Source organism: Halochromatium glycolicum (assembly GCF_016584085.1).
Lineage (GTDB): Bacteria > Pseudomonadota > Gammaproteobacteria > Chromatiales > Chromatiaceae > Lamprobacter > Lamprobacter glycolicus.
On record NZ_NRSJ01000007.1, the window covers coordinates 1 to 16,982 of the forward strand.

Annotated in this window: 13 protein-coding genes; 12 read left to right on the forward strand and 1 reads right to left on the reverse strand. The window is 66.3% G+C overall.

All coding sequences use genetic code 11. The annotated features are described in order from the left end of the window. Positions 1–465: 465 nt before the first annotated feature. The 8 genes from ruvB (at position 466) to ybgF (ending at position 7,752) form a co-directional block, all read left to right on the forward strand. The gene (ruvB, locus tag CKO40_RS05680) at positions 466–1,512 is read left to right on the forward strand and encodes a Holliday junction branch migration DNA helicase RuvB (protein WP_200345234.1); all 1,047 of its coding nucleotides are present in this window, start codon (positions 466–468) and stop codon (positions 1,510–1,512) included. 74 nt (positions 1,513–1,586) lie between these two features. Beyond that, positions 1,587–2,045, forward strand: a complete 459-nt coding sequence (ybgC, locus tag CKO40_RS05685) for a tol-pal system-associated acyl-CoA thioesterase (RefSeq protein WP_200345235.1) — start codon at positions 1,587–1,589, stop codon at positions 2,043–2,045. Next, a complete protein-coding gene (gene tolQ, locus CKO40_RS05690) occupies positions 2,035–2,709 on the forward strand; it encodes a protein TolQ (RefSeq protein WP_200345236.1) in 675 nt (224 codons plus the stop codon). The genes ybgC and tolQ overlap by 11 nt, the downstream gene beginning before the upstream one ends. Positions 2,710–2,745: 36 nt before the next feature. Next, entirely contained in the window at positions 2,746–3,198 is a 453-nt protein-coding gene (gene tolR / locus CKO40_RS05695; RefSeq protein WP_200345237.1) for a protein TolR, read from the forward strand. 10 nt (positions 3,199–3,208) lie between these two features. Further along, positions 3,209–4,747, forward strand: coding sequence for a cell envelope integrity protein TolA (gene tolA / locus CKO40_RS05700; protein WP_200345238.1), 1,539 nt, complete (start codon positions 3,209–3,211; stop codon positions 4,745–4,747). A 28-nt stretch (positions 4,748–4,775) separates the two neighbouring features. Beyond that, positions 4,776–6,083, forward strand: coding sequence for a Tol-Pal system beta propeller repeat protein TolB (gene tolB / locus CKO40_RS05705; protein WP_200345239.1), 1,308 nt, complete (start codon positions 4,776–4,778; stop codon positions 6,081–6,083). Positions 6,084–6,268: 185 nt separating this feature from the next. Next, on the forward strand, positions 6,269–6,778 hold the full coding sequence (pal, locus tag CKO40_RS05710; protein ID WP_200345240.1) for a peptidoglycan-associated lipoprotein Pal: 510 nt from the start codon (positions 6,269–6,271) through the stop codon (positions 6,776–6,778). 11 nt (positions 6,779–6,789) lie between these two features. Further along, positions 6,790–7,752 (forward strand): tol-pal system protein YbgF, encoded by a 963-nt coding sequence (ybgF, locus tag CKO40_RS05715; RefSeq protein ID WP_200345241.1) that lies wholly within the window; start codon positions 6,790–6,792, stop codon positions 7,750–7,752. Between the two features lie 439 nt (positions 7,753–8,191). On the opposite strand, the gene CKO40_RS05720 is transcribed toward ybgF, so the two are convergent. Beyond that, positions 8,192–10,957 carry a cation-translocating P-type ATPase gene (locus tag CKO40_RS05720; RefSeq protein WP_200345242.1) on the reverse strand — a complete coding sequence of 922 codons (2,766 nt, stop codon included), beginning with the start codon at positions 10,955–10,957 and terminating at the stop codon, positions 8,192–8,194. 841 nt (positions 10,958–11,798) lie between these two features. Here CKO40_RS05720 and CKO40_RS05725 point away from each other — a divergent pair. The 4 genes from CKO40_RS05725 (at position 11,799) to CKO40_RS05740 (ending at position 16,939) form a co-directional block, all read left to right on the forward strand. Further along, positions 11,799–12,716, forward strand: coding sequence for a D-hexose-6-phosphate mutarotase (locus CKO40_RS05725; RefSeq protein WP_200345243.1), 918 nt, complete (start codon positions 11,799–11,801; stop codon positions 12,714–12,716). Between the two features lie 113 nt (positions 12,717–12,829). Next, positions 12,830–15,676, forward strand: coding sequence for a bifunctional [glutamate--ammonia ligase]-adenylyl-L-tyrosine phosphorylase/[glutamate--ammonia-ligase] adenylyltransferase (gene glnE / locus CKO40_RS05730; RefSeq protein ID WP_200345244.1), 2,847 nt, complete (start codon positions 12,830–12,832; stop codon positions 15,674–15,676). Between the two features lie 75 nt (positions 15,677–15,751). After that, positions 15,752–16,675, forward strand: a complete 924-nt coding sequence (locus tag CKO40_RS05735) for a branched-chain amino acid transaminase (protein WP_200345245.1) — start codon at positions 15,752–15,754, stop codon at positions 16,673–16,675. A gap of 33 nt (positions 16,676–16,708) precedes the next feature. Beyond that, entirely contained in the window at positions 16,709–16,939 is a 231-nt protein-coding gene (locus CKO40_RS05740) for a zinc-finger domain-containing protein (protein WP_200345246.1), read from the forward strand. Positions 16,940–16,982 lie beyond the last annotated feature (43 nt).

A 16,982-nucleotide genomic window follows, 5' to 3' on the forward strand; every position in this document is an offset into this window, starting at 1 on the left:
GGATTGTCGTTTGCCTTCGAGGAGCGTCGCCGGGAGCATAGCCGGGCTATGTGACCGGCGGCGCGACGAAGAAGGCGAGCGAAAAGACCAGCAAGGCGGTATGAGCTTTGACAGAAATCGCCTTAGTGAGATCGCTTGCGGCCCCGGTCTACGCTGTCGGCGTCGCTTGCGCGTGCGGTGGTCGGGAGCGGCGCGGTACCCGCTGGCGGCGGACGCCGTGAACCCGTCCCTGGGGGCTTGCGGATCGCCGTCCGGGCGATCCACACCGCCGCCAGCGGGTACCGCACCGCTCCTTCTTGCCTCGGGGCGGGTTGCTGCTGGGGCTGATGCTGTGAGGCGGGTCGTTGGGCGGTTCCGGTCACCTAACTGGTCGCCGGGCATCGGTGTTGTGCGAGGCAGAGCTGGCGGGCTGTGCTATGGTGCCGCGCAACTCGTTAATCGTTTTGCTTTCTCCTGAATTTGGCCGTGACCGAGCCGGATCGTGTGATCAGTCCTGATGCTGCCAGCGATGACGGGGCGCTCGATCGGGCGATCCGGCCGCGGCGCCTTACGGACTATGTCGGGCAGCCGGCGGTCTGCGAGCAGATGGGGATCTTCATTGGTGCGGCGCGCGGACGCGGCGAGGCGCTCGATCACACGCTGATCTTCGGCCCGCCCGGGCTCGGCAAGACCACGCTGTCGCATATCATCGCCCACGAGATGCAGGTGAATCTGCGTCAGACCTCGGGGCCGGTATTGGAGAAGCCGGGCGATCTGGCGGCTCTGCTGACGAATCTGGAGTCGGGCGATGTCCTGTTCGTCGACGAGATCCATCGGCTGAGTCCGGTCGTCGAGGAGGTGCTCTATCCGGCGATGGAGGATTTCCAGCTCGACATCATGATCGGCGACGGGCCGGCGGCGCGCTCGATCAAGCTGGATCTGCCGCCGTTCACCTTGGTCGGGGCGACGACGCGGGCTGGGTTGCTGACCTCGCCGCTGCGTGATCGCTTTGGGATCGTGCAGCGGTTGGAGTACTACTCGGATGCCGATCTGGCCCGTATCGTCCAGCGCTCGGCCGCGATCCTGGCGATCGAGGCCGATCAGGACGGTGCCGAGGAGATCGCTCGGCGTTCGCGCGGCACGCCGCGGATCGCGAATCGATTATTGCGCCGGGTGCGCGACTTCGCACAGGTGCGGGCAAGTGGACAGATCAGCCGTGCGGTGGCCGATGAGGCGCTGGCGATGCTCAAGGTCGACGCGCGCGGCTTCGATCACATGGATCGGCGCCTTCTCAGCGCGGTGATCGAGAAGTTCGATGGCGGGCCGGTCGGGGTCGAGAGCCTGGCGGCGGCGATTGGTGAGGAGCGGGGCACGATCGAGGATGTGCTGGAGCCGTTCCTGATCCAACAGGGCTATCTGATGCGCACGCCGCGCGGCCGGATGGCGACCCAGACCGCCTATGCACATTTCGGGCTCAGGCCGCCGCGGCAAGAGTCGCCTGTGGTGCCGGACCTATTTGACGAAAACGGTTAGACTTGCAGTCTGTTGCCGTCGGGTGGATGGCGCCTATGGTGCCGTCGCTCGCCTACCAGCCGCGTTCCCCTTTTATGGCAGTCAAGGACTCCGCGTTCGAATGGCTCGTGCGCGTCTATTACGAAGATACCGATGCCGGTGGTCTCGTCTATCACGCCCGTTATCTCCATTTCATGGAGCGAGCCCGGACCGAGTGGCTTAGGGCGTTGGGTTTCGAGCAGCAACAGCTTCGCGATGAGCGGGGCATCCTATTCGCGGTGCGTAAGATGACGCTGGATTTCGTGCGGCCGGCTCGCTTTGACCAGCTTCTGCGGGTCACCGCGATGCCGACCGCGCGCGGGCGAGCGAGTATCGAGTTCGCGCAGCAGGTCCTGGACGCAGGTGACGGCGCTGTTTGCTGCCGCGCGACGGTCAATGTCGCTTGCATCGACGCTGCTCGGCTGCGGCCCACTCGCATTCCCGGCGCCTTGGGGGCCGTGCTCGAGCCGGCGGATGCTGTTGTTGTCGATGGAGGGGTTGCCCATGGGCGCTGAGCTGTCACTGGTCGATCTGGTGATGCAGGCGAGTCTCGTCGTGCAGTTGGTGCTGCTGGTCCTGGTACTCGCCTCGGTGCTGTCCTGGGCGGCCATCTTCGACCGTGGACGGGTGCTGCGCCGGGCGCGTGCCGCAGCGGATGCGTTCGAGCAACAGTTCTGGTCGGGGGGGGATCTCAGTGCGCTCTACCGTGACCTCGGCAAGGACGAGCACCGTCTCTCCGGGTTGCCGGCGATCTTCCGCAACGGTTTCAAGGAGTACGTTCGGCTGCGCAAGGTTGCACCGAACGACACACTCGCGCTGATCCAAGGCGCCGAGCGCTCGATGCGGGTGGCGCTGAGCCGCGAGATGGACCGGCTCGAGTCCAATCTGTCGTTTTTGGCTACCGTGGGCTCGACGAGCCCGTACATCGGGCTGTTCGGGACCGTCTGGGGGATCATGCACGCCTTCCACGCCCTCGGAAACGTTCAGCAGGCCACCCTGGCGCTGGTCGCTCCGGGGATCTCCGAGGCGCTGGTCGCAACCGCGGTCGGACTCTTCGCGGCAATTCCCGCTGTCGTGGCCTATAACCGTTACTCGAATCAGGTCGAGCGCTTGAACAACCGCTACGAGGAGTTCATGGAGGAGTTCTCGACGCTGTTGCAGCGTCAGGGGCGTGGCTGACTTGCGCCATTGCGAGGACGAGAGCGAAACCGGTCGATGAAACGAAAGGAGCGCCGCAACCGTCGCCGGCCGATGGCCGAGATCAATGTCGTGCCCTACATCGATGTGATGCTGGTGCTGCTGGTCATCTTCATGGTGACCGCGCCGCTGATCACTCAGGGTGTCAAGGTGGATCTCCCGAGGGCCGAGGCCCAGCCACAGCCCGGCGACGGCGCGCCGCCGGTCGTGATCCATGTGGATCAGTTCGGGGATACCTATGTCGACCTCGGTGACGCCGAGCTGCTGCCTGTCGATCAACGATTGCTCTATGAGCGACTCAGGGCCGTGCTGACGAATGCCCCAGGGACGACGGTCGTGATCCGAGCTGATCGCTCGGTCGATTACGGCGTGGTCGTCGAAGCGATGGTTGCGGCCCAGGCGGCGGGTGCGCCGAGCGTTGGTCTCGTGACTCAGCCGCTCGTCAGCCCTTCGGGCGACGCGGTTCGCTGACAGGCGAGTCATGTGGGAGATCCTGCAGCGTTTCCCGCGGGCGTTTCTCTGGTCGATCCTGCTCCACCTGCTGCTATTCGCGCTGATGGTCGTCGGGATCGATTGGCGGGTCCGTAATCAGGAGCTTGGCGCGTTCGAGAACATGGTCCAGGCGCGGATGGGCGCATCACCGGAGCTTGCTGAGCAGATTGCAGCATTGCGGGCCGGCTCCGGTGGGTCGTCGGAGCCGGAACCGCGCGCGTTATCATCGGAGCCAGAGCCAGAGCCAGAGCCAGAGCCAGAGCCAGAGCCAGAGCCAGAGCCAGAAGCTGCGCCTGAAAGCGCAAGGGATGCGGCGGCTGCGGCCGCGCGTCTGCAGGCTGAGGCTGAGGCTGAGGCTGAGGCAGAGCGCCGGGCAGAAGAGGCGGCTCGTCGTGAAGCTGAGCGGGAGGCCGAGGAGGCGGCGCGACGAGAGGCGGAACGCCGTGCTGAGCTCGAGCGCCAGCGGCGGGCCGAAGAGGAGGCGCGACGCGAAGCGGAGCGTCGAGCGGAAGAGGCTGCCCGCCGAGAGCGGGAGCGCCAAGCCGAGGCGGAGGCGCGCCGGGAGGCTGAGCGCCAACGCGAGGCTGAGGAGGCTGCGCGACGCGAAGCTGAGCGCCAGGCCGCGGAAGCGGCTCGTCGAGAAGCTGAACGCCAGGCCGAGCTCGCGCGTCAGCGTCGAGCCGAAGAGGAGGCAAGGCGCGAAGCGGAACGTGAAGCGGAATTGGAACGCCAGCGCCGCGCTGAGGAGGCCGCGCGCCAGCAGGCGGAGCGCCAGGCAGCGCTTCAGCGCAGACGCGAGGCTGAAGAGGCCGCAAGACGTGAGGCTGAGCGTCAAGCGGAGCTTGAACGGCAACGTCGAGCGGACGAGCAACGCCGAGCCGAGGAAGCAGCACGCCGGGAAGCGGAGCGGGAAGCGGCGCGTCAAGCGGAACTGGAGCGCCAGCGTGAGGCTGAAGAGGTGGCGCGCCGGGAAGCGGAGCTGGAACGTCAGCGCCGAGCCGAGGAGACAGCGCGTCTGGAGGCCGAGCGTCAAGCGCAGCGCGAAGCCGAAATCGAGCGCGAGCGGGCGGAACTGCGTCGGATACGCGAGGCCGAGCAGGCCGATGGACAGCGGCGAGCCGAAGACGCGGATCGCCGTGAGGCCGAGGGGCGCGCCGCGGCACGTGAACGGGATCTCCTCGACGCCCTCGAAGCCGAGGAAAGGCGACGCGAGAGCAGTGGCGGACAATCGGGCGCCGCCGCCCGAGCACAGGTCGCAAGCCGTTGGGTGCCGCAGATCAAGAGTCGGGTACTGCAGTATTGGACCCGGCCACCGAGCGCACGTCGCGAGCTGCGCACGGTCGTGAATCTGCGGTTGGAAGAAGGTGGCGCCGTGGTGCCGAACAGCGTGCGCGTGGTCGAGGGCAGCGGCAAGGCGGCCTTCGATCAGTCAGTGGTGGCAGCCATCTATCGGGCGTCGCCGCTGCCCGTCCCGGAGGGGGAGGAGTTTGAGCTGTTCCGGGACTTCAATTTCGTTTTCCGGCCCTGAGTCCGGACTGCTGGGGGAGAAGCAACCGATGCAACGTCTCAGTCTCGTGGTCGCCGGCACGTTCCTTTGCCTGCTGATGCTGGCCGCTATCGGTCAGGCACATGCGAAGCTGACGATCGAGGTCACGGGTGGCGCCGAGGGCGCGCAGCCGATCGCGATCGTGCCGTTCGGCGATGTCGATGGCGCCCGGCCGGGGGTCGATGTCGCCAATGTCATCAGTGCCGATCTGACCCGGAGCGGTCGTTTCCGCGCCATGGCCAGACGTGAGATGTTGGCGACGCCCTCTCGGCAGGAGGATGTGGACTTTCGGGAATGGCAGCTGCTCGGCATGAACAATCTGCTGATCGGGGAGATCCGGCCTGCCGAGGGTGGCGGCTACGACCTGAGCTGGCGCCTGTTCGATGTCTTTAGCGGTGACCAGCTTGCAGCACGCTCTTTGCGCTCGACGGAGCGCGGTCTGCGCCACGCTGCGCATCGCATCGCCGATCAGGTCTACGAAACCCTCACCGGTGAGCGCGGGGTGTTCGCGACCCGGCTCGCCTATGTGACCTCCCGCGATCGCAGCGTTGATTCGCGTGTGATCCTTCGCGTCTCGGATTCGGATGGCTACAATCCCCAAACCATCGTCGACTCGGCCGAGCCGATCCTGTCCCCCGCCTGGTCACCAGACGGGAAGCGCCTCGCTTATGTCTCGTTCGAGAATCGACAGCCGAGCATCTACATCCAGGAATTGGCAACGGGACGCCGGCAGCGCGTCGCGAGCTACGAGGGCATCAATGGCTCCCCGGCGTTTTCTCCGGATGGACGCAGGCTGGCGATGACCCTCTCGAAGGACGGCAGCCCCGACATCTATCTCATGGACCTGGCGTCGGGTAACCTGACCCAGCTCACCGATCACTATGCGATCGATACCGAGCCGGCCTGGTCCCCGGATGGCCGGCATCTCGTCTTCACCTCCGATCGCGGTGGGCGGCCTCAGATCTATCGGGTTGCGGCGAGCGGCGGGCCTGCGGAGCGCGTCACCTACGAAGGCGAGTACAATGCTGCGGCGAGCTATTCGCCGGATGGGCAGTACCTGGTGATGGTGACGCGTGTCGGCGGGCGCTTTCGGATTGCGTTGACCGACGCGCAGGGTGGTTCGCGGCGCCTGTTGAGCAATGGGGCGCTGGACGAGTCGCCAAGTTTCGCGCCGAACGGCAGCATGGTAATTTACGCGAGCGAGAACAATGGTCGCGGAGTGCTGTCAGTGACCCCGATCGCCGGTGGTGCAGGCCAACGTCTGTCGCAAGAGGTCGGCGAGGTCCGTGAGCCGGCATGGTCGCCATTCCCTCGCTAACGTTCATGACGGGGTGCCACTCCGGACGATGCATCTGGCGTGATTCACGGTAAGCGTCCGGCTCAGTCACTCGCCGAGCTCCTGGTTGAGCCGCCATCGCTCAAGCCGGCGATTGGTGCATTCGCTATAACGCTATGAGCTTGCCTGGCTAACGGAGACAGCGGCTTCACCCGCGCAGGAGTCCCATGAGCATTCGCTGGCAATTGTCGCTCTCGGTCTTGGTGCTGGCGCTGACCGGCTGCGCGACCCCGCCACCTCCACCGACCGCTGCGCCGAGCGCCGACGAGCTCGATGCAATGGGGTCGCGCCCGGCTCCGGGGATCGAAGCGACCCGAGAGCGCTCGCCATTGGACGATCCAGCGAGTCCGCTCTATCGCAAGGTCGTCTATTTCGAGTATGACGCTGCCAGGATTCAGCCGCAGTATGCCGGGCTGTTGCGGGCACATGCGGACTACATCTACAACACGCCGGGCGCCGAGGTCACACTTGAAGGCCACAGCGACGAGCGCGGCACCCGCGAGTACAATCTGGCGCTGGGCGACCGTCGCAGCGATGCGGTCAAGCGCTTTCTGATGGCGGAAGGGGTGCCCGAAGAGCGTATCCGCACGCTGAGCTATGGCGAAGAGCGTCCGGCCGATCCGGGCCGCACGGAGCGCGCCTGGAGCGAGAACCGTCGGGTCGAGCTCGTCTACTGAGAGGCATCTGCATGAGCCAAGCGCAGGGTTTCCGCTTACCGCTTCCGGCTGCGATCGCTGCAGCCTTGATGCTGGGGCTGGCGGGTCCGTTGCCGGCGATGGCGGCTGATCCAGCGCTCGAGGCGCGGGTCTCGCGCCTCGAGCAGATGCTGAGCGAGCGCTCGCTGTCCGATCTGCTGCTGCAGATCCAGCAGCTGCAGCAAGAGGTACAGGAGCTCCGCGGCCAGGTCGAGACTCAGCAATATCTCTTGCGTCAGCAGGGAATGACCGGCGCGGGCAGTAACGGGACCGAAGGCGACTCAGCGTCGACCCCGGATAGGGAGCGCTTGCGGCCGCGCTTCTCTGGGGATGCGCCCGGCGGTGCATTCAGAGGCGAAGCAGACAGGACCTCGGATTGGCGGTTGAACCGCGTGCCAGGCAGCCGAGTTACGACTGAGCTCGGCGGCCCGTTGCAACTGGACCCGTTTTCAGCCAGCGATTCCCAAGACCGCGCGACCGCTGCTAAGGCGCGGACTGAGGCTGCTCGAGCGGGCTCTCAGGCCGCGGGCTCCGGCCTATTGGCGCTGCCGTCCCCAGAGACCTCGGCCGGGGGTGAGCGCGAGCTCTACCGCAAGGCCTTCGATCTACTCAAGGCGCGGGATTATCCGGCCGCGCGCACGGCATTCGAGCAGATGCTCAGCCATTATCCGCAGGGCCAGTTTGCTGACAACGCTCGTTATTGGCTCGGCGAGATCGGCTATGTGACCCAGGATTACGCAGCCGCTGAGGCGCAGTTCGACCGGCTCGTGACCGATTACCCGCTTAGTCCGAAGGTGCCGGGGGCGATGCTCAAGCTCGGCTACCTCTATTACGAGCAGGATCAGCTCGTTGAGGCCCGGGAGATGCTGAAGCAGGTGGCGCAGCGCTTTCCGGATACCTCCGAGGCGCAGTTGGCCCAGGGCCGGCTCGAGCGCATGGAGCGAGAGGGCGACTGACCGCTCCGCGCCCGCGTCGGGGCCCCCGCGATTTGCGCTGGCTTCTAGTGCAAGACAGCGGAACTCCCGAGACCGATGGTCGCTGCCGCCAATGGTCGTGGGATAGGAGCCCGCTTGCGGGCGATTGTCGCCGCCGTCAGCGCGGCCTGGTCGCCCGCAAGCGGGCTCCTGCAGCGCTGCGAGCCAGATGGCAGGAAAAGCGTCTCGGGATTTCTGACGCGCTGCACTAGGCAAACCTAAGCGGGGCGAAATAGGCGTGGATTCCATTCGTCTCCGACCCCGGAGCTCTTGAGCAAGATCCCGATAAGCGCTTCAGGCGATCCGGGTTACACTGCGTCCAGTTTGGGCTGTGCAATCTTGACCGCGCCTGCTGCGAAAAAATGACATTTCTTGTCTCTGGACGCGGTTTCAGCCGCCTCCAGTCCGCCCCATGCGGCGGTTAGTCGGCACGCGTCGACGCATTGCCTATCTGCGGTTCCGGATGCGTATGGCGCAGCACCCATTTGGCCGCTTCCAGCACTGGCACGATCGAGAAGGCCGCTGCGAGCACCAACAGCCAATCGCTCGCCGGCAGCGCGTAGGTGCCGAACGCGTTCGATAGCATCGGCACGTAGATGATCAGCGTCAGCAGCCCGAGCTCCCATAGGATCGCGAGGTTGAGCCACTTATTTGCGAAGGTCTGCTGGAACAGCGAACGTCGGTCCGAGCGAAAGTTGTACGCCTTGAAGAACTGGATCAGCACCAATGAGACGAAGGTCATGGTCATTGCGTGCTTCAGCGCCTGCTCTGGATCGAGCCCCGAGGCGGCGCCGTTGTTGAGCTCGTAGACGAACAGACCGAGATTCACCAGCGTCGACCAGATCCCGCCGACCAACATCAGCAGGATGACCGGCGGGGTAAAGATGCCGGTCTTCGGGTCGCGCGGCGGCCGCTCCATCAGGTCGTCCTCGGGCGGATCGACCGCGAGCGCGAGCGCCGGCAGTCCGTCAGTGGCGAGGTTGACATAGAGGATCTGCACCGCCGAGAGCGGCAGCGGCAGGCCGGCCAGGGTGGCGGCCGCCATGAGCCCGATCTCGCCGATGTTCGACGACAGCAGATACATCAGGTACTTCTTGATGTTCGAGAAGATGCCGCGGCCCTCCTCGACGGCACCGACGATGCTGGCGAAGTTGTCGTCGGTCAGGGTCATATCGGCCGCTTCGCGGCTGACGTCGGTGCCGGTGATGCCCATCGCAATGCCGATATCGGCACGCTTGAGTGCCGGGGCGTCATTGACCCCGTCGCCGGTCATCGCGCAGATGCGCCCCTGTTTCTGCCAGGCCTGGACCACGCGCAGCTTGTGCTCGGGCGAAACGCGGGCATAGACCTCGATCTCCTCGACGGCGGCCTCGAGCTCGGCATCGTTCATGCGGTCGAGCTCATGGCCGACGATGACCCGCCCCGCGCGCAGGATGCCGAGCTCGCGGGCGATGGCGCGGGCGGTATCCGGGTGGTCACCGGTGATCATGACGGGCCGGATGCCGGCTCGCTCGCAGGCGGCGATGGCCTCTTGCGCCTCGCTGCGCGGCGGGTCGATCATCCCGGCCAGGCCGAGGAAGATCATCCCTTGCTCGGCGGTCTCCTTGGTGGCGCCGGGCTTGTAGGCGACCGCGAGCACCCGCAGCGCGTCGCTCGCCAGCGCCTTGGCGGCGGCGTTGATCTGCGCGCCTGTTGCGTCATCCAATTCCCTGATGCCGGCGCTGCTTTGGATGCGATCGCAGCCGGCGAGGATCGTCTCGGCCGCGCCCTTCGTATAGGCGGCAAGCTCGGGCGAATCGCCCTGGGGGGCGTCCCCAAGCGGTTCGCGATGCAGCGTCGTCATCCGTTTGCGCTCGGAGCTGAACGGGATCTCGTCGATCCGCGGCGCCTGTTCCTCGACTGTGCTGCGCTCCAGGCCAAGCTTGGCGGCGGCGACCACGAAGGCCCCTTCGGTTGGGTCGCCGTAGAGCCGCCAACCGTCGTCTTCCTGCTCCAGGTGGGCGTCGCTGGCGAGGGTTGCCGCACGCAGTAACCGCTCGACGAGCGGCCGTTGCTCGGGGGCATCGGGGGGCAGCTCCAGCTCGCCCTCCGGCGCATAACCGCTGCCGGTCACGGCGGTTTGGTGGCCATCGGTCCAGACCGCGCGCAGGGTCATCTCGTCGCGGGTCAGGGTGCCGGTCTTGTCGGAACAGATCACCGAGGTGCTGCCGAGCGTCTCGACGGTCGGCAGGCGCCGCACTAGCGCATGGCGTTTGACCATCCGCTGCACACCGATGGCCAGCGAGATCGTGACCACGGCCGGTAATGCCTCGGGAACGACGGCGACCGCCAACGCGACGCCGAAGATGAACATCTCCAAGACCGGCTCGCCGCGCAGGACGCCGAGCCCGGCGATCAGCACCACGACGATTCCGGCGGCGATGGCCAGCACGCGCCCGACCTTGTCGAGGTTCTGCTGCAGCGGCGTGCGTTGCTGTTGCACTCCGGCCAGCATCCCGGTGACCCGCCCGAACTCGGTCGCGAGGCCCGTCTCGACGACGATGCCCCGGCCGCGGCCGTAGGCAATGTCGGTGCCCGAGTAGGCCAGGTTGATACGATCGCCGATGGCCAGGTCAGGGGCCTCGAGCGGCGCGCTGTGCTTGGTCACTGGCACCGATTCGCCGGTCAGCGCGGCTTCGTTGACGCGCAGATTGGCGGTTTCGCTCAGGCGGATATCGGCTGGCACCCGGTCGCCCGCCGTCAGCAGTACCTGATCCCCCGGTACGAGCTCGCGCGCCGGGATCGTCTGCTCGCGGCCATCGCGAATCACCTTGGCCGCCGGCGCGGCCATTCGGCGCAGTGCCTCCATCGCGCGCTCGGCGCGATACTCTTGGACGAAACCGAGTAGGATCGCGAACAGCACGATCACGGCGATCACGACCGATTCCAGCACCTCGCCGAGCAGGGCCGAGAGCGCCACGGCGATGAGCAGGATGATGATCAGGACGTTTTGGAACTGCTCGGCGAGGATATCCCAGGGTGAGATCGTCTCGGCCTGCGGCAGCTCGTTTGGTCCCTGCCGACGCAAGCGCTCGGCGGCGGTTGCCGACGACAGCCCGTGCTCGCCACTGTCGAGGCGCTGGCTGATGGCATCGGCCGAGAGACTATGCCAGCCGTCGCGGTTGGACAAGGAGGGGGTCTCAGGCATCGGCAGGACTCCGCGGGTTCGGTCTGAGCGATGGCGGCCGCTCACGCTTGCCGGGGTCGATCCACGACCGCTCGCGCCTGCGCTAACGGGCCGGTGCACCGATTCACCTCGGGCACCTGGAGCGGCCGCAAAGCCGAGTTGGCGCCGGGAACGAAACGGCCATCAAGCGACTCCATTCTCGCACGCATCACCCTAAGGCGATTGCCGGAAAAGCTCGTACCGAATTGCGCAGGATGTTCGTTTGCCTTCGAGGAGCGTCGCCGGGAGCATAGCCGGGCTATGTGACCGGCGGCGCGACGAAGAAGGCGAGCGAAAAGACCAGCAAGGCGGTATGAGCTTTGACAGAAATCGCCTAAAGACTCGAAACGGCAGTAAGCGGACGTCAGGGTGGGGTCTGCGTGCCTGATCGCAAACAGGCCAGCAAGGCAACTAGCAAGGCACTAGCAAGGCACGATCTGGAGAATCGTCATTCCACTCCAGAGAGAGGTCACGCAGCTGGGCGGCGCAGGTCCGAGGTTGAGCTTGAGGCGGCTGAGACACGCCAGCAAGCCTAAGCGCTGTCACTCTATGAGCCGGCCAGCCGCCGTGTCTAGGATCAGGGGCCGGTCTAACGATCATGGCGGCTAGCCAACCCGGAGAATGAAACGATCACCCCCATTGTTTCAGGTTACGTGGCGAAAGCCTGACGGCTCGGGCGTGCCGGTGTGCGAAGCCGGCCTGTCGCTCCGGGTCTCAACACCGCGATGCGCTCGGTATACTGGGTGCTGGCTGCTGACGGCCGCCTGCCGATCAACACGGCGCGAGTCCGAATTCCCATCTTCTCAACATCGAGGTTTCCCCAATGGATATCGCCCAAGCAAACGAGGAGTTCGGTATCCCCGGTGTGCTGGCGATCTGCGCTGGCAACGGCGGTTTTCCGCTGATCACCGTTGAGAATGCTCATGCGCGCGCATCGGTCTGCGCCCATGGCGGCCAGGTTTTGTCCTATTGCCCGGCCGCGCATGACGAGGACCTGCTGTTCTTGAGTCGTCACGCCTATTTCGAGCCAGGCAAGGCGATCAAGGGCGGTATTCCAGTGTGCTGGCCTTGGTTCGGACCCGATCCGCAGCAACAGGGTCGTCCGGCTCATGGCTTTGTTCGGACGCGCGGCTGGCGCCTGCTCTCGACCGAGGTACGGGTCGACGGCAGCACCCGCTTGCGCCTCGGTACACGCGATGACGAGGGCACGCGCGCCGACTGGCCCTATGCCTTCGCGCTCGAGATCGAGGTGACGATCGGCGCGGACCTGGAACTGGCGCTGACCACGGAGAACACTGGGCAGGAGCCGTTCACGCTGACCCAAGCGTTGCACGCCTACTTTCGGGTCGGCGACGTGCGACAAACGCAGGTGTTCGGACTCGCCGAGTACGATTATCTGGATAAGCTGGCCGAGGGCGCACGCAAGACGCAATCGGGGCCGGTCAACGTCCAGGGGCCGATCGACCGCGTCTACCTTGATACCAGCGAGACGCTGAGCATCAATGATCCGAGCCTGGGGCGCAGCATCCAGATCGAGCGCGAAGGCAGCCGCTCGGCAGTGGTCTGGAATCCTTGGGTCGAGCAGGCGCGCAATATGGGCGATTTCGGGGATGATGAGTATCTGCAAATGCTCTGCGTCGAGACCACAAACGCGGCCGAAGACTGCGTGACCCTGGAGCCTGGTGCGCAGTGGCGGCTCGGCTCGCGTTATCGCCTTGATCACGCCCGAGAAAACGCGTAATGAGTGGGTCTTGCAGTGCCGGCTTCGGCGCTCAGTCGGCCTTCTAGCTGCTGTCGCTGAATACCAGCCCATTGCCAGCCCATGACGAGAAGATAGGACCGAATCATTCGCCGATGCGACAGACCGAAGCGAGCGCAAACGAAGGACACTGGCAACAGTGGCGCGACTGGGCCGAGCAGAACGGGGTCGGCGTGCCCGAGGAGGCCGCCTTTCAGGAAGCCCGGGCGCGGGTCTGGGAGGCGAGCGAGTTCGCCGCGCTGACCTGTGCGCGCGATCCGCAGACACTGGCGGCGCTGTTGGCCGATGGCGATCTCGAGCGCTCGCTCGACGCCGCGGCGTTCAAGGCGCAGCTCGGCGCGGCGCTCGCCGAGGTCGAGGACGAGCCGGGCCTACAGGGAGCGCTGCGGCGTTTCCGACGCCGGCAGATGCTGCGCATCCTGTTCCGGGACCTGGCCGGTTGGGCCGGGCTCGATGAGACGCTCGCGGACCTGAGCGCGCTGGCCGATTGCTGCATCCAGGAGAGCCTGCGGTTGCTGGAAACCTGGACGCGCGCCGAGCTCGGGACGCCGCACGACGGGCACGCCCGCCCGCAGTCGCTGCTGGTGCTCGGCATGGGCAAGCTCGGCGCGCGCGAGCTGAACCTGTCCTCGGATATCGATCTGATCTTCGCCTTCCCGAGCGCCGGGCCGGTGGTCGGCGGCCGGCGCGAGCTCAGCGCCGAGCAGTTCTTCAGTCGCCTCTGCCAACGGCTGGTGCAGGCGCTGAACGTCAAGACCGCCGACGGCTTCGTGTTCCGGGTCGATACCCGGCTGCGGCCGTTCGGCGATGCCGGCCCGTTGGCGATGAGCTTCGATGCGATGGAAGGCTACTACCATGCCCAGGCGCGCGAATGGGAGCGCTATGCGATGACCAAGGCGCGGGTCGTCGCCGGCGAGCCGGAGGCGGCTGCCGAGCTGATGGCGATGCTACGGCCGTTCGTCTATCGCCGCTACCTCGATTTCGGCGCGATCGCCTCGCTGCGCAATCTCAAGACGCTGATCGACCGCGAGCTCAAGCGCAAGGGGATGGCCGACAACATCAAGCTCGGGCCGGGCGGCATCCGCGAGATCGAGTTCATCGGCCAATCGTTCCAGCTGATCCGCGGCGGGCGCGAGCCCGATCTCCAGATCCGACCGATCCAGCCGGTGCTGGCGCTGCTCGAGCAAAAAGGGCTGTTGGATGCCGAGACCGTGGCTGAGCTCACCGCGGCCTATCGCTTCCTGCGCAACACCGAGAACCGCTTGCAGGGCTGGCGCGATGAGCAGACCCATTCGCTTCCCGCCGCACCGGCCGCGCGCGAGCGTCTGGCCCGGTCGATGGGCTATCCGGATTGGCCGGCATTCGCGCAGGACCTGGAGCGGCATCGCGAGCGGGTGCAGCGCCATTTCGATCAGGTCTTCGCCGATCCGGACGAGCAGAACGGCGCCACGCATGCGCTCGCGGCGCTCTGGGAGCGCGATCCGGATGCCGACGAGGCCGCCGAGCGACTGCGCGAGGCCGGATTCGCCGACCCGGAGCAGGCGGCGCAGCGGCTCGTGGCCTTCCGCGAGACGGCCAGCCGCAAGGGCCTGTCGAGTCGCGGCGAGACGCGTCTCGCCTTAGTGATGCCGCGGCTGCTCGAGGAGGTCGCGGCCAGCGGCGCGCCCGACCTGACCCTGGAACGGGTGCTCAAGGTGCTCGAAGCGGTGCTGGGGCGCACCGCCTACCTGGACCTGCTCGCCGAGCATCCCGATGCCCTGCATCAGCTGGTACGGCTGAGTGCGAAGAGCCCCTGGTTCGGCGAGCGCACCGCGCGGCAGCCGCTGCTGCTCGACGAGCTGCTCGACCCGCGGCGGCTGTTCGAGCCGTTGCATCGGGCCGATCTCGAGCAGGAGCTCGAGCAACTGCTCTCCGGTGTCGACGCGGCCGACCTGGAGCAGCGCATGGAGCGGTTGCGGCTGTTCGCCCAGGGCAACCGGCTGCGCGTCGCGGCGGCTGATGTCACCGGTGCCATCCCGCTGATGGTGGTCAGCGATTACCTGACCGAGATCGCCGAGGTGGCGACCGCCGGCAGCCTCAGCCTGACCTGGCATGATCTGGTCGCCCGCCATGGCGCCCCGCCGGGCGCGAGCGAGGCGGCGCCGGGCTTCATCGTGGTCGGTTACGGCAAGGTCGGCGGCATCGAGCTCGGCTACAACTCGGACCTCGATCTCGTCTTCCTCTATGACGAGGCCCAGGCCGGCCGGGCGACCGAGGGCGCGCGGCCGGTCGCGAGCGAGCAATTCTATGTCCGTCTGGGGCAGCGGCTGATCCATGTGATGACGACCCCGACCTACTCCGGGGTGCTCTATGAGGTCGATATGCGCCTGCGCCCGGATGGCAATAAGGGCATGATCGCGCGCTCGCTGGCCTCATTCGCCGATTATCAGGCCGAGAGCGCCTGGACCTGGGAGCATCAGGCCCTGGTGCGCGCGAGGGTGATCGCCGGCGATGCGGCGCTGGCCGAGCGCTTCGCCGCCGTGCGGGCGCAAACCCTGCGGCAAGCGCGCGATCCCGAGCAGCTGCGCGCCGATGTCCGCAGCATGCGCGAGAAGATGCGCGCGAGCCTGGACAAGACGCGCGCGGGCTGGTTCGATCTCAAGCAGGGTGCAGGCGGTATTGCCGACATCGAATTTATGGTCCAATACGCGGTTCTGCGCTGGGCTTGCGAGCACCCGGAGCTGACGATCTGGACCGATAATATCCGCCTGCTCGAGACCCTGATCCGAGTCGGGCGCCTGCCCGAGGCGGTCGGGGCCGACCTGACGGCGGCCTATAAGGCGCTGCGCGCGCTCTACCATCGCAATGCGTTGCAGGATACGCCGGGCCTGGTCCCGGACGATCAGCTCGGTCCTGAGCGCGAGCGGGTGGCCGCGATCTGGGGCGAGCTGATGGGGGCTTGAGCCGCACGCGGGGCAAGCGTTGCCGCAGGCTCGATCACCGGCGCCTTCGGGTGCTTCGACGCTGGAGTTTCAACAATGACGATGATGCACGATCGTGATGGCCTGATCTGGCATAACGGCGAGCTCGTGCCTTGGCGCGAGGCCCAGGTGCATGTGCTGACCCATACGCTGCACTATGGCATGGGGGTCTTCGAGGGGGTGCGCGCCTACGAGACGCCGAGCGGGCCGGCGATCTTCCGCCTGCAGGACCACACGGCGCGGCTGTTCAACTCGGCGCACATCCTCGGGATGAAGCTCCCCTACGACCGCGCGACCCTCGATCAGGCGCAGTGCATCGCGGTGCGCGAGAACGGGCTGCGCTCGGCCTATATCCGGCCGATGTGCTTCTACGGCTCCGAGGGCATGGGGCTGCGCGCCGACAATCTGCGCGTGCATTGCATCGTCGCCGCCTGGGAATGGGGCTCCTATCTCGGTGAGGAGAACATCAAGAACGGGATTCGCGTCCGGGTGTCGTCATTCACCCGGCACCATGTCAATGCAACCATGTGCCGGGCGAAGGCGAATGGCAACTACATGAACTCGATGATGGCGCTGCAGGAGGCCACCCGCGACGGCTATGACGAGGCCCTGCTGCTCGACCCCGAGGGCTATGTCACCGAGGGCAGCGGTGAGAACGTGTTCCTGGTGCGCGACGGCGTGCTCTATACGCCGGAGCTGACCTCGGCCCTAGACGGCATCACCCGACGCACGGTGATGGCGTTGGCCGATCAGGTCGGCCTGGAGGTGGTGGTCAAGCGCATCACCCGCGACGAGGTCTACATCGCCGATGAGGCCTTCTTCACCGGCACCGCCGCGGAGGTGACCCCGATCCGCGAGGTCGACGGCCGCCCGATCGGCTCCGGCACCCGCGGTCCGATCACGGAGCGCCTGCAGTCGCTGTATTTCGATGTGGTGCAAGGCCGGGATGAGGCCCATTGCGATTGGCTGACCTATCTTTAAAGCCGTAGACCGAATGAAGTGAGACCGATTCCAATGGACGAGCAGATCATCGACCCCGCACTGGATACCGCCGGCGTCGAGCCGCCCCCGCATCAGACCCAGCCCCGGATCGTCACGCGCAAGGATCTGCCGCTGAGCTGCCCGCTCCCGGGCGACGAGGTCTGGAACATGCACCCGCGTGTCTATCTGCCGATCGACGAGGAGCCGAGCGGCGAGCTGACTTGTCCCTATTGCGGCGCCCGCTATCGGCTGCAAAAGGATTAGCGCGATTCCCATCGCTTAGCCCGATCATCGCTTGGGGTGCGCG